Below are 13,824 nucleotides of genomic sequence, written 5' to 3'. Positions count from 1 at the left end.
ATCATCCGATTCTCTACGGCATCCGGGCGTAGGCGGGAAGGGTCAGGAAGTCGGCGAAGTCGTCGTCCAGCGCCACTTCCTTGAACAGGGCCGTCGCCTGCGCGAAGAGCTTCTCGTCGTAACCGGGCTCCATGGCGATCCTGGCCACCTCCTCGGTGATGATCCGCTCGACCAGCTCCTTGGTCACCTGCTGGCCGGTGTCGGCGAGCGTGATGTCGTTGTGGATCCACTGCCAGATCTGCGAGCGCGAGATCTCGGCCGTGGCGGCGTCCTCCATGAGGTTGTGGATGGCGACCGCGCCCAGCCCGCCCATCCAGGCGGCCAGGTAGCGCAGCGCCACGTCCACGTTGTTGCGCAGCCCCGCCTCGGTGATGTCGCCCGGCGTCTCGGAGACGGCCAGCAGCTCGCCCGCCGTCACGCTGACGTCCTCGCGCAGCCGGTCGAGCTGGTTCGGCCGCGAGCCGAGCACGCCGTCGAACACCTCCCGGCAGATCGGCACCAGGTCCGGGTGCGCCACCCAGGACCCGTCGAAGCCGTCGCCCGACTCGCGCGTCTTGTCCGCCCGCACCTTCTCCAGCGCCACCGCGTTGACCTCGGGGTCCCTGCGCGAGGGGATGAACGCCGCCATCCCGCCGATGGCGTGCGCGCCGCGCTTGTGGCAGGTGCGCACGAGCAGCTCGGTGTAGGCGCGCATGAACGGGGCCGTCATCGTGACCGCGTTCCGCTCGGGCAGCAGGAACTCGCGGCCCCGCGTGCGGAACTTCTTGATCACGCTGAACAGGTAGTCCCAGCGGCCCGCGTTCAGCCCGGCCGAGTGGTCGCGCAGCTCGTAGAGGATCTCCTCCATCTCGAACGCCGCCGGGTACGTCTCGATGAGCACCGTCGCCCTGATCGTGCCGTGCGGGATGCCGAGCAGTTCCTGGGCCCTGGTGAACACGTCGTTCCAGAGCCGCGCCTCCAGGTGCGACTCGATCTTGGGCAGGTAGAAGTACGGGCCCCTGCCCTTGTCGAGCTGCCGCTGGGCGCAGTGGAAGAAGTAGAGCCCGAAGTCGAACAGCGACCCCGAGACCGGGTGCCCGTCGACCTGCGCGTGCTTCTCGTCCAGGTGCCAGCCGCGCGGGCGCACCACGACGGTCGCCAGCTCCCCGTCGGGCTTGAGCGCGTACGCCTTGCCGCCGGTCTCGAAGTCGATCGTGCGGTCGAGCGCGTCGCGCAGGTTGAGGTGGCCGGCCACGCAGTTCTCCCACAGCGGGGAGTTGGCGTCCTCGAAGTCGGCCAGCCACACCTTGGCCCCGGAGTTGAGCGCGTTGATGGTCATCTTCTTGTCGACGGGGCCGGTGATCTCGACGCGACGGTCCTCCAGGCCGGGCGCCGGGGGCGCGACCTGCCAGTCGCTCTCCCTGATCTCCTTGGTCTCCGGCAGGAAGTCGAGCATGCCGCCCGCCGACAGCTCCGCCTGGCGCGCCTGGCGGGCCTCCAGCAGCTCCAGCCGCCTGGCGCCGAACTCCCGCTGGAGAGCCGCCACGAACGCGAGCGCCTCCGGCGTGAGGATCTCGTCGAACCGGTCGTGCATCGGGCCGGTGATCTCCATGGGACCTCTTTCCATATTGTGGAAAACGAGTTCTGGATTGTGGAAGTGAAATTACCCCCATGACCCTCAGGGGTCAAAGGTTGGGGTTCGCCTGGGGTCATCCCCGATGTGGCCGGGGTGCATCGCGCGACACCATCTCTTTCATGAAGACCATCGCGCTCGCGGCCGGACTGCTGGCCTCCGCCGCGCTGCTGACCGGCTGCGGGCTGGCCGACCTCGCCCAGCCGGGCATGTCGGAGTCGACCTCGTACCAGGTGACGGAGAAGGTCACCAAGCTCCAGCTCAAGAGCAACTCCGGCGACGCCGTGATCACCGAGACGGGCGGCACCGCCGTGCGCGTCGTCGAGACCCTGCACTGGCGCGGCGAGGGCGGCAAGCCCAGGCCCGAGCACAAGGTCGAGGGCGAGGCGTTGCTCATGACGTACACGTGCCCGTCCGACTGGGGTGCCGGGTGCAGCGTCGACTACAAGATCGAGATCCCCAAGGGGCTCTCCGTCGACCTGGATGCCGGCTCGGGCGACCTCACGCTGAGGAACCTCACCGGGCCGATCGACGTGAACGCCGGCTCCGGTGACGTGGACGCCGCCGGGCTCGGGGGCAAGCAGGTGTTCGCGGACGTGGGCTCGGGGAACATCGAGCTCAAGTACGCCTCCGCGCCCGACAACGCCGATCTGAAGGCCGGATCGGGCGACATCACGCTCAGCGTCCCCGACGGCGCCTATGACGTGAAGTCCGAGGTGGGCTCCGGTGACGCCGCCGTGACGGTCAAGAAGGACGCCTCCTCCACGCACAAGATCTCGCTGACCACGGGTTCCGGGGACATCACCGTCAAGCCTGCTTGACAGTGTGTGGAGACGCCTGGATAACCAGGTGATTGTGCCGCGGATGTCGTGCCACCATCGTGGGAAGACACCGAGGTGTCCAGACGTTCCCTAATAGAGATGACACGAATGCACGAAAACTCCGAGCTCGACGTGTTCGAGACCGGCGACATGGACCTCGAGGATCGCCAGGCGCTCCGCCGCGTGGCGGGCCTCTCCACCGAACTCCAGGATGTCTCCGAGGTCGAGTACCGTCAGCTGCGGCTCGAACGGGTCGTTCTCGTCGGCGTCTGGACCTCCGGCACCGCGGAGGACGCCGACAACTCCCTGCTCGAGCTGAAGCTCCTGGCCGAGACGGCCGGCTCTCAGGTGCTCGACGGGCTGATCCAGCGCCGCCAGAAGCCCGACCCGGCCACCTACATCGGCTCCGGCAAGGCCCTGGAGCTGCGCGACGTGGTCGAGTCCAGCGGCGCCGACACCGTGATCTGCGACGGCGAGCTGACCCCCGGCCAGCTCCGCCAGCTCGAGGACATCGTCAAGGTCAAGGTCATCGACCGGACCGCGCTGATCCTCGACATCTTCGCCCAGCACGCCAAGAGCCGCGAGGGCAAGGCCCAGGTCGAGCTGGCGCAGCTGTCGTACCTGCTGCCGCGCCTGCGCGGCTGGGGCGGCAACCTGTCCCGGCAGGTCGGCGGTCGTGCCGCGGGCGGCGTCGGCATCGGCGGCCGTGGCCCCGGTGAGACCAAGATCGAGCTGGACCGCCGGCGCATCCGCGAGCGCATGTCCAAGCTGCGCCGCCAGATCAGCGGCATGTCCACCTCGCGCGAGACCATGCGCCACCGGCGCCAGCGCCGCGAGGTGCCCGCCGTGGCCATCGCCGGCTACACCAACGCCGGCAAGTCCTCGCTGCTCAACCGCGTCACGGGCGCGGGCGTGCTGGTGGAGGACGCGCTGTTCGCCACCCTCGACCCGACCGTGCGCCGCGCGCGCACGCCGGAGGGCAGGCTGTTCACGATCGCCGACACCGTCGGCTTCGTCCGGCACCTGCCGCACCAGCTCGTCGAGGCGTTCCGCTCCACGCTGGAGGAGGTCGCCGACGCCGACCTGATCCTGCACGTCGTGGACGGGTCGCACCCCGACCCCGAGGGCCAGCTCGCGGCCGTGCGGGAGGTGTTCGCCGACATCGAGGGCGCCTCCGAGATCCCCGAGATCGTGGTGATCAACAAGGCGGACGCGGCCGACCAGGAGGTGCTCGACCGGATCGCGCGGCGTGAGCGGGACAGCATCGTGGTGTCCGCCCGCACGGGCAAGGGCATCCCCGCGCTGATGGACCTCATCGAGGAGCGGCTGCCGCGGCTCGATCACGAGGTGCACCTGCTGGTGCCGTACGAGCGGGGGGATCTCATCTCGCGGGCCCACCGGGAGGGCGAGGTGCTCTCGGTGGACCACGTCGAGGACGGGACCGTCCTGCACGCCCGGGTCCTGGCCAGCCTGTCGCAGGAGCTGCTGCGCGTGGGCAAGCCGGTGGAGCGGGTCTCCTAGGAGCTCGTCAGGTGGCCCGGCCGTTACGGCCGGGCCACCTGCGCGGCCTGGCATTACTCGCCGCAAAGCGCACACAGTTACCCAAAAGCGGCAGTGGTCCCCGAACTCTGGGATTGCTAGGATTGACCAGACCTAACGTTGGTCTGGTTTTGGGTTTGGGTTCTGGTTTCATGGTGGCTGAGGGTGTGGACGTCGTCAGCGGGACCCGTGGGGACGAGACAGGGCTGCGTGATGGTTGGGATGAATGATCTTTCTTCCGAATAACCCTGTACAGCAGCCCAACATGTGAAATAACGTAACTGAACTGAAATCGCCGGATCATGGGTCCGGCGATACGGTCACCGCACAACTCGATGCGGAAGAGCAGGAGACCCCCCATGTCGTCCGGACCCGGAGCGGACTCAGTGGGCGCGGCACAGGCCGTGCGCTGGGCAGCGCGCTCGTGCGGGGGGTCGTACGGGGTGGTGATGCGGTGACCGTCCGACTCCTGACCAACATCGGCCGCCTCTGGACCGGCAACGAGGTCCTCAGCAACGCCGCCATCCTGGTGCACAACGACCGCATCGCCTGGGTCGGCCGCGCGCCGGACCTTCCCCAGAGCGTGCCCGGTGTCGTCGACGACATCGTCGACGTCGACCACGTCGAGAACCTCGGCGGCGCCCTGGTCACGCCCGGCCTCATCGACGCCCACACGCACCCCGTCTACGCCGGCAACCGCTACGCCGAGCTGGCCATCCGCACCGGCGGCTCCACCTCCGCCTCGATCACCGCGGCGGGCGGCGGCGTGGGCTCCACCGTCACCGTGACCCGCGGCACCGACCCGTGGACCTTGTGCAACGGCGTGCGCGAGCGGCTGCGCAGCTGGCTGCTGAGCGGCACGACGACCGTCGAGGCCAAGACCGGCTACCACCTCACCCGCGACGGCGAGCTCGCCGACGTGCGGCTCCTGCGCGAGCTGGAGAAGGAGCCGATGATGCCGCGGGTGCACGTCACGTTCCTGGCCGCGCACGTGGTGCCGCCGGAGTACTTCGGCAGGCAGCGCGAGTACGTCGAGGCCGTGGGCGCCTGGTGCGCCGACGCGGCCGCCGCCGGCGCCGACAGCGTGGACGTCTACTGCGACGAGGGCTACTTCACCACCGAGGAGTCCCGCTGGGTCCTCGCCTCGGGCCGCAACGTGGGCCTGCTGCCGCGCATCCACGCGGGCATCTTCAGCCGCCGCGGCGCCGTCCAGCTCGCCGCCGAGCTCGGCTGCGCCTCGGCCGACGGGCTGCACCACATGTCCGACGAGGACATCGCGATCATGTCGCGCTACGGCGTTCCCGCCGTCGTCTGCCCCGCCACCGCGCTCCAGCGCGGCCACCTTCCGCCGGTCCGCCAGATGATCAAGCACGGCGTGCAGATCGCCCTCGGCAGCGACCACAACCCCGGCTACTGCGGCATCACCTCGATGTCCCTGGTCGTGGCCATGGCGGTGTCGGCGTTCGGGATGAGCGTCAACGACGCGCTGCGCGCCGCCACCCTCGGCGGCGCCACCGTCCTCGGCGCGCCGGACCGCGGCGTGCTGGCTCCCGGGCGGCTGGCGGACATCGTGCAGTGGGACGCCGACCATGAGGGTGCCTTCGCCTGGTCGTTCGGGTTGAAGCCGCGGCGGGTGTGGCGGGGTGGGACGCCCGTTCAGTAGTTAGATTCGGGTTATGTCGCCCTTGGTTGCCGTTGTTACGGATTCGACCGCCTATTTGGGGGTTGTGCCTGGTGTGACCGTGGTGCCTGTACAGGTGGTCGCGCGAGGGGGCGGGGTGCGTGCCGCCGAGGGGGCCGGCAGGGGCGATGGAGACCGCACCACCGGCTTGTCCCCTGAAAGCGGCACGTCCGGCTCCTTCGGCGGGAACCACACGTCCGGCCCTTTTTCCTTGCCCTTCCCTGGAGACCGCACCTCTCGATCCTCCCTCGAAAGCCGTACCTTCGACGAAGGGTCCTTCACCGGCGACCTCGCCCACGCCACCACCTCCCGCCCCGCGCCCGCCCGCTTCGCGGCCTGCTACTGCGACCTGGCCGCTAGCGGAGCCACCGCCATCGTCTCCATCCACGTCTCGGGCGAACTGTCGGGCACCATCGAGTCCGCCCTTGCCGCGGCCCGCGACGCTCCCGTACCGGTGGAAGTGATCGACAGCCGTTCCATCGCGATGGGCCTGGGCTACCCGGTCCTGGCCGCCGCCCGAGCCGCCGCGTCCGGAACCTCGCCGGACGAGGTGGCCGCCGCCGCCCGCCGCAGCATGCACGGCACCCGGACGTTCTTCTACGTCGACACCCTCGACTACCTCCGCCGCAGCGGCCGCATCGGCGCGGCCGCCTCCCTCTTCGGCTCCGCCCTCATGATCAAGCCCCTCCTGCACATCGCCGACGGCCGCATCTCCCTCCTGGAGAAGGTCCGCACGTCCTCCCGCGCCATCGCCCGCCTGGAGGACCTGGCGGTGGAGGCGGCGGGGGAGGGGCCCGTGGAGGTGGCGGTGCAGCATCTTGCGGCACGGGAACGAGCGGAGGTGCTGGCGGAGCGACTGCACAAGCGGATGCCAGGGCTGCGAGCCCTTCGCGTGGTCGAGGTAGGGGCTGTGATCGGCGCCCACGTGGGCCCAGGCATGCTCGGCCTGACCGTCACCACACCCGACCCCTAGTCTTACCTTCCCACCACCCACCCGAATCCGCTCTGCCTTCCCGGCCTTCGCCCTGGTCCGCTCCGCCTTCCCCGCCACCCCCGGGTTCGCGCAGCCGTCCCCAGCTTCCGCGCAGATCCGCTTTGCCGTCCCCGGTCGCCCACCCGCTTTCCCTCGCCACCCAGACGAGTCCGATCCGCCATCCCCAACCGCCCACCAGAGATACTGCTCCTTCCACAAGCATCCATCCCGCTCCCTTCCTCCCTCCACAGAACCCCGCTCGGTCCCTGCGGGGGATGGCTTGAGCCGTACGTTCTTCGCCGTGCGAACCCCCGACCCCACGGCAGAGCGCGCCATTGCCGAGTCCCGGCTACGGTCGATCACCACCCCTGCCCGCCGCCCCCGCCGCCTCCTCGGCCGCCCTCCCTGGGGCACGGGAGCCGCCACGGCTCACACACCGAAACGCCGCCCAAGCGCGCCGCAGGAGACACAGGGACGCACGCAACCAGCCGACACCCCGTTCGGGCAACCACATCAGGAGCACGCCTTCTGGGGCGGCGCTGCGATCACCGAGCATCCCAGTGACGACGCGGATGACTCACCACTGAGCCATCCCCCTCATGGACGCCTGCTACCGGCCGAGCGGCCTCCAGCCGAGGGGTTGCCGGCCGAGCGTTCGCGGCCCGAGCGATCCTCGCAGCCGTCGTTGCCGCACTCGTCGCCCCAATGGCGACCGACCACACCGTCGCCCGATGCCGCCACCTTTGACCTCGTCCCCGCCCCCGCCCCCGTCCCCGCCCCCGCTCCTGCCGTCACCTTGGCTCCTGCCTCGTCCTCCGCCTCGACCTTCGCCCCCGTCCCTGCTGCTCCTGCCTCTACCCCTGGCCCCCCGACAGCCCCCAGCCCTTCTCCCGCCCACGCACTCACCTCGTTGTCGTCGACCACCTCCCTGCCGGCCCCCCTCCAAGCACTGCGCAAAGCCGTAGCCACCCAGGGCCAGTCAGCCCTTGACCCGGGCAAGCCCGGCCTGCGCGTCCTTCTCGCCGTCGGCGTGCTGGCAACAGCCGTGGCGATCTTCTTCGTCTGGCAGTCGAAGCCCTCACCACAGCCCCTGCCACCACCCACACCCATGAGCCCGATGGCACCCACGCCCCCACCGACCACCACGGCCAAGGTCACCGTCCACGTCACCGGCAAGATCCGCAAACCAGGCGTCTACCGACTCCCCACAGGCGCCCGAGTGGCGGACGCGGTGACAGCCGCAGGAGGAGTGTCCCGCAGCGCCTCCACAGGCTCCCTCAACCTGGCCAGGCGCCTGATCGACGGCGAGCAGATAGTGGTGGGCGCCCCCGCGGGCCAAGCAGCCCTGCCCGGCCTCCCTGCCACCGACCCCGCCACCACAGTCCTGGACCTGAACGCCGCCACCCCCGACCAGCTGGAGCAGCTCCCGGGCGTGGGGGAGGTCCTGGCGGCACGCATCGCCGAGTTCCGCACGAGCCACGGCGGCTTCACCACCATCGAACAACTCCGCGAAGTCACAGGCATCGGCCCAAGAAAGTTCGAGGAAATCAAGCCAAAGGTCCGGGTATGACATGCCCATCGCCCACCCCGGCGAAGGCCGCCAAGACACCACCCGACCCCAAACAGGGCAACGCAGCGACCGCGCACATGCCCGCGACAACACCCCGGTACACCCCTGCGATCACAGCAGCGAGCGCCCCAGCACGGCTCGGCGAGATACCGAGCACGACAGCAGCGGTTGGCGAGACGGCGAGCACAGCGGCACCACGAGCTGTCCCGACCAGCACGACAACGCTGCTTGGCGGCTCAACGCCGTTCAAGCGCCTCGTGAGCGGATTGAGGCTGCTCAGGCCAACGGTTCCAAACCTGACGCCGCTGAGGGACACCAACACACCAACATGAAGGCGCATGCCTGGCCCCTCGCCCTCCCAGCCCTGGCGGCGTGGGCCAGTGCCCTGATCCTCCTCGCCTGCTCACCCCTCACCGGCATGATCGTCGCCACCACCGCAGCCCTCAGCGCCGCAGCCACAGCCTGGTTCACGAGAACAGCCGCGCCGCCTCACCAGCAACCACGCCCAACCCCGCGCACCACATCACCCCGTACGTCCGATCCCATGCCGCCCTGCGCATCGGGCTTCGAGCCCCATCCCACCTCGCCCCTCGCACCATGCTTCGAGCCCCATCCCACCAAGCGGCCCGCGCCAGGCACCGCGTCCGATCCCGGCGGGTGGCTCGCGTCAGGCTCCACCTCCGATCCCGTCGGGCGGCCCGCGTCAAGCACCGCGTCCGATCTTCTGCGCCGGCCCGCACGGTCCCGCACACCCGGTTCCGCTCTGCCGGCCGCACCAAATTCCGTGCCTGACGCCGGCCCTTCATCCGCGCCGCTCATCGCGCCCCTTCCTGACCAACTGCCAGAGCAGGAGGCCAGAGCTGCCCGCAGCGCCGCCGTGCGTACGGGATGGCGTAAGGCCGGGCACCCGGGACACGCCAGCCATGCGGGACGCGCCGGGCATGCGGGATGGCGCAACATTCTCCTTGCCACGCTCATCTGCACAGCAGCGGCCTCAGCCTCAACAGCCCTCCGCATCCACGCCCTGACCTCGGGCCCGACGGCAGACCTGGCCGACAAGAGCGCCTTCATCACCGCCCACATCACCTTGACCGACGACCCGAGGCGCAGACCCAACAAGAACGCCCGCTTCACCCAGGAGAGCTACGTCATCTCCGCCGACCTCAAGCTCATCCAAACCCCCACGACCAGACAAGCCGTCAACGTCCCCATCACGGTGTTCGCCACAGGCCGAGCCTGGGCCACCCTCCTGCCCAGCCAAGACGTAGAAGTCACCGGCCGCCTGGCGAGACCGACCCCCGGCACGCTGGAAGCGGCCATCCTGCTCGTCCGAAGCCCGCCGCGCGTCCTGACACCCCCGTCCGCCCTGCACACAGCGGCAGGCGCGCTCAGATCAGGGCTCCGGTCCGCCGCCGACGTCCTCCCTCCCGACCAGCGTGGCCTCCTCCCCGGCCTCGTCGTGGGCGACGTCTCCCGCATGGATCCCCAGGTGTCGTCCGACCTCAGAGAAGCAGGCCTGAGCCACCTGAACGCCGTTTCAGGCGCCAACCTCGCGATCGTCGCAGGCGCCGTGCTCGCCCTCTCCCGCCTGATCGGCCTCTCCCTCCCCGTGCGGGCCGGTCTCGCCGCCGTGGCGATGCTCGCGTTCGCGGTGGTCGCCCGGCCGTCCCCGAGCGTGCTCCGCGCGCTCCTCATGGGCCTCGCGGCAGCCATCGCCATGGGGACGGGCCGCTCGAAGGACGGCTTCGCGGCACTGTCGGCCACGGTCCTCTTCCTGGTCCTGTTCGCCCCAGACCTGGCTCGTTCGTACGGCTTCGCCCTATCGGTCACGGCCACCGCCGGCATCCTCATCCTCGCCCCGCGCTGGCGAGACAAGCTGTCGGGCACAGAGCAGGAGGACGGCCTGCCAGAAGAACCTGACCACGCCTCCGGTCCGAAGCAACACGGCACGCCTGGCGTAGAGCGAGGGCGCATGCGAGGCCCTCAGGGGGAAGACCACATCCCAGGGCGGGAGCACGATGGCGGGAGCTCCGTGCTCTGCGATCGGCGGGCCCGTTACCGGCTTCCCCGCTGGCTCGCTGAGGCCGTGGCTGTGCCGGCGGCGGCTCAGGTGGCGGTGACGCCTGTCCTGGTGTTGATGGCGGGCCAGCTGACGCCCGTAGCGGTGGTGGCGAACCTGCTCGTAGCGCCGGCGGTGGCACCCGCGACCCTGCTCGGCTTCGGCGCCGCGCTGGTGGCGCCCATGTGGCCGGATGCCGCCGAACTCCTCGTGATCCCCGCAGGGTACGCGGTCGGCTGGATCATCATGGTCGCAGGCTGGGCCGTCAGCCTGCCGTTCGCCACCGTGCCCTGGCCCGCCGGTCTGCCCGGGCTCGGCCTGCTCCTGCTGACGGTGATCGTGGCCATTCCCGTGATGAGACACCGCCCCTGGCGCGCCATCGCGCTGACGGCCGCCGCAGCCGCTCTGGTGGCGGTCCTGGCGATCCGGCCCATCGTCGGCCCGTGGCCGCCCAAGGGGTGGCTGATGGTGATGTGCGATGTAGGTCAGGGCGATGGCCTCGTCGTCTCGGCCGGGCAGGGGCGGGGAGTCGTGGTCGACGCGGGACCGGATCCGGTCGCGATGGACCGATGCCTGCGACGGGTCGGCGTCGAAGACGTACCTCTGCTCGTCCTCACCCACCCCCACGCCGATCATGTGGACGGCCTCCCAGGCGTCCTCAGGAACCGGCGGGTCGGGGCAGTGGTCGTCGGTCCGCACCGGCCGGGCTCGCGCTCCGCAGCACGCATCTCGGCCACGCTGGCGCGCCAGCGGATCCCCGAATGGACGGCTCCGCCCGGCACCCGCTGGCGCTTCGGCCCATCGGAGCTGACCGTCCTGGCTCCGGACCCCGCCGAGGGCGAGATGAACGGGCAGAGTGAGGGCAGCGCGATCAACAATTCGAGCGTGGTCCTGCACGTACGCTGGCGCTCCGGCTCGATCCTGCTCGGCGGCGACCTGGAAACGGAGGCGCAGGACGACCTGCTGCATCGCCTCCCCGTACGGGCTGACCTCCTCAAGACACCGCACCACGGCTCGAACAGGCAGTCGCCCGCCTTCCTGGCTTCGCTCGGGGCACGAGCGGCGCTGATCAGCGTGGGAGCCGACAACGACTACGGCCATCCCGCCACGTCCACGCTGGGCCTCCTCCGCAGCCTGGGGCTCACCGTCTACCGGACGGATCAGTCAGGAGACCTCGCCGTCGCGGAACGTGAAGGAGGCATGGTGGTGGTATCGCGCGGACCCTAGCCGTGGTGACGCCGGTGGTTGTCGTGTCTGGTCGGTGGTGTGGGTGGCGCTTCGGTGTCGTTCGTGTGCCGTGGTGACGCCGGTGGTCGTCGTGCCCGAGCGGCGGTGTGGGTGGCGTCACGGTGTCGCTCCCAAGTGCACGCCGGCGCGCTCGATGTCGGTGAGGTCGGGATCTTGTGCGACGAAGACGTCCTCCAAGGCGTGCCAGCCGTGCGCGTGTGCGAACCGGGCTTCGGCCTCGGTGAGGGGAACCAGCCAGGTCAGCACGATGCGTGCGGCAGGGGTGTCGCAGACCGCGAAGGGGCCGGGCAGGTACACCGGAGGCGCCGCTGCCAACGCGGTCATCTCGCCTCGGGCGAACAGCGGGCCGCGTGGGCCGATCACCTCTCCTCGCGCCAGGCCCTGTCCCCGCTCGATCAGTTCCTCCGCCACCTGGAACAGCACCCCGGCGACATTGTCAGGCTGGCGGTCAGTAGGCAGGTGCATCACCAGCTCCTGGTGCAGGCCTTGGCCGTTCCCCTGGCCCAGGTGATGGTGGGACAGTCCGAGGGTGGACCAGGTCGTCACGCCGGTGAAGGGCGAATTCGGGGCGAAGCGGATGACCTGCACGTGGGCGGGGGTCGAGTCGTCACCACCGGTGCCGCTGTCGATCCGGCCGAGGAAGCGTTCCAGATGATCAACGAGAGGAGCCATGCCGTCGATCATCTCTGATGCACCTCTGGAGTTTCAAAGGGGTCTGGCTCGGGAGCCGTTCGGAGCTGACAGCCTCGGTTGAGGGCAGCCCAAGCGTTGAGTACCAGGTTGTCGGCGGCGCATGGCATGCTGCCTGACATGGCGGGAACCGATCCAGCACCTGTGACCTTGGTTGTCGGCGACGAGGAGTTGCTGGTTGAGCGGGCGGTGAACGGCGTCGTGGCGGCGGCGCGGGCCGCCCATTCCAGCGCCGAGGTGCACGACCTCCTCGGCGGCAAGGTCACGACGGGGGAGCTCACGCAGCTGACCTCGCCGTCGCTCTTCGGGGATCGTTCCGTGGTGGTGATCAGGTCCGCCCAGGACCTCGCCAAGGAGGTCATCACCGAGATCGTGACGTATGCCAAGCACCCCTCCGAGGACACCGTGATGGTCCTGGCGCATCCGGGTGGGGTGAAGGGCAAGGCGCTGGTCGACGGGGTGAAGAAGGCCGGAGCCGCGACGATCACGGTCAACAAGGTCACCAAGGCCGGGGAGCGGCTGGACTTCGTCAAGGGGGAGTTCAAGCGGGCCGGGCGGAGCATCTCCGGCGACGCGGCGCAGGCGTTGCTCGAAGCCGTCGGTAACGATCTCAGGGAGCTGGCCGCCGCGTGCAGCCAGCTCGCGTTCGACACCGAGGACAAGACGATCAGTGCGGCCGCGGTGGCCCGGTATCACAAGGGGCGGGCGGAGGTCACGGGGTTCAACGTCGCCGACTCGGCCGTCGAGGGGCGGCTGGCGGACGCTCTGGAGCAGTTGCGGTGGGCGCTCGGCACGGGGGTCGCTCCGGTACTGCTGGTGAGCGCGCTGGCCGGTGGGCTGCGGTCGCTGGCCAAGGTCGGCAGCGCGCCGCGCAACCTGCGGGGCGGGCAGCTGGCCAGTCATGTCGGCATGCCGCCGTGGAAGGTGGACCGGGTGAAGCGGCAGCTCAACGGATGGGGGCCGGAAGGGCTGGCGCGGGCGATCCAGGCGGTGGCCAGTGCGGACGAGCAGGTCAAGGGCGGGGGAGCGGACCCGGCGTACGCGCTGGAGCACACGGTGCAGGTCATCGTGGCCAGCCGCACCGGGCGGTAGCCGTTCCCGGCATGGGGTAGAGGGCTGTCTCCGGCATGGTCAGGGGGCCGTCTCCGCCTTCAGGAGGAGCTGCTTGAGGAGGGTGTCCAGCAGGTCCCGATCCGCCGGGCTCAGGGCGTTGACCATGGACGCCTCCACCTCGGCGCGGACGGTCATCGCCTCGAACCACAGATCCCTGCCCTTCGGGGTGAGCTCGACGTCCACCCGGCGGCGGTCCTCGGTGCTGCGGACCCGGCGCACCAGCCCCGTACGCTCCAGCGTGTCCAGCCGTCCCGTCATGCCGGCCGGTGAGAGCAGCAGGTCCGCCGCCAGCTCCGACGGGGTGGCCGCTCCACCGCGCGCCACCAGGCGGTGCAGCGTCTCGAACTCGTAGTCCTGCATGCCCACCTCCGCCAGAGCCGCCTCCTTCGTGTGGGACAGGTGCTTCACGAGGAACTGCATCCGCGTCACGATCGCCTCCACCCGCTCGTCGAAGGGCGCCTTGCCGCGCCAGCGGGCCAGGTGGCGATCGACCGAGTCCTCCATGCCACGGATCATAC

The 13,824-nt window shown here is 70.1% G+C and carries 10 protein-coding genes; 7 read left to right on the top strand and 3 right to left on the bottom strand.

Annotated features, from left to right (window positions below):
* Nucleotides 1-13 precede the first annotated feature (13 nt).
* Nucleotides 14-1,591: a malate synthase A gene (gene aceB / locus HD597_RS38730; RefSeq protein WP_253749046.1), complete on the bottom strand. Its 1,578-nt coding sequence runs from the start codon at nt 1,589-1,591 to the stop codon at nt 14-16.
* Between the two features lie 143 nt (nt 1,592-1,734).
* Here aceB and HD597_RS38725 point away from each other — a divergent pair, with 143 nt between their 5' ends.
* The 6 genes from HD597_RS38725 (at nt 1,735) to HD597_RS38700 (ending at nt 11,482) form a co-directional block, all read left to right on the top strand.
* Nucleotides 1,735-2,433 (top strand): DUF4097 family beta strand repeat-containing protein, encoded by a 699-nt coding sequence (locus HD597_RS38725; RefSeq protein WP_253749045.1) that lies wholly within the window; start codon nt 1,735-1,737, stop codon nt 2,431-2,433.
* Nucleotides 2,434-2,541: 108 nt separating this feature from the next.
* On the top strand, nt 2,542-3,954 hold the full coding sequence (hflX, locus tag HD597_RS38720; RefSeq protein WP_253749044.1) for a GTPase HflX: 1,413 nt from the start codon (nt 2,542-2,544) through the stop codon (nt 3,952-3,954).
* Nucleotides 3,955-4,426: 472 nt separating this feature from the next.
* Nucleotides 4,427-5,635, top strand: coding sequence for an imidazolonepropionase (gene hutI / locus HD597_RS38715; RefSeq protein WP_148439280.1), 1,209 nt, complete (start codon nt 4,427-4,429; stop codon nt 5,633-5,635).
* A gap of 229 nt (nt 5,636-5,864) precedes the next feature.
* Nucleotides 5,865-6,626 carry a DegV family protein gene (locus tag HD597_RS38710; protein ID WP_253749043.1) on the top strand — a complete coding sequence of 254 codons (762 nt, stop codon included), beginning with the start codon at nt 5,865-5,867 and terminating at the stop codon, nt 6,624-6,626.
* A gap of 910 nt (nt 6,627-7,536) precedes the next feature.
* Nucleotides 7,537-8,196 (top strand): ComEA family DNA-binding protein, encoded by a 660-nt coding sequence (locus HD597_RS38705; protein ID WP_253749041.1) that lies wholly within the window; start codon nt 7,537-7,539, stop codon nt 8,194-8,196.
* A 1-nt stretch (nt 8,197) separates the two neighbouring features.
* Nucleotides 8,198-11,482: a ComEC/Rec2 family competence protein gene (locus HD597_RS38700; protein WP_253749039.1), complete on the top strand. Its 3,285-nt coding sequence runs from the start codon at nt 8,198-8,200 to the stop codon at nt 11,480-11,482.
* A gap of 117 nt (nt 11,483-11,599) precedes the next feature.
* Here the strand turns inward: HD597_RS38700 and HD597_RS38695 are convergent, their stop codons facing one another.
* Nucleotides 11,600-12,187, bottom strand: coding sequence for a suppressor of fused domain protein (locus HD597_RS38695; protein WP_253749037.1), 588 nt, complete (start codon nt 12,185-12,187; stop codon nt 11,600-11,602).
* Nucleotides 12,188-12,301: 114 nt separating this feature from the next.
* Between HD597_RS38695 and holA the strand changes: the two genes are divergently transcribed.
* Nucleotides 12,302-13,285, top strand: coding sequence for a DNA polymerase III subunit delta (gene holA, locus HD597_RS38690; protein WP_253749035.1), 984 nt, complete (start codon nt 12,302-12,304; stop codon nt 13,283-13,285).
* Nucleotides 13,286-13,324: 39 nt separating this feature from the next.
* On the opposite strand, the gene HD597_RS38685 is transcribed toward holA, so the two are convergent.
* Nucleotides 13,325-13,810, bottom strand: a complete 486-nt coding sequence (locus HD597_RS38685; protein ID WP_253749033.1) for a MarR family winged helix-turn-helix transcriptional regulator — start codon at nt 13,808-13,810, stop codon at nt 13,325-13,327.
* Between the last annotated feature and the right edge of the window lie 14 nt (nt 13,811-13,824).

Source organism: Nonomuraea thailandensis, from assembly GCF_024172165.1.
In the GTDB taxonomy this organism is placed as follows: Bacteria; Actinomycetota; Actinomycetes; order Streptosporangiales; family Streptosporangiaceae; genus Nonomuraea; species Nonomuraea thailandensis.
Note: the sequence above shows the minus strand (reverse complement) of the source record. Positions and strands in the feature narration are given on the sequence as shown.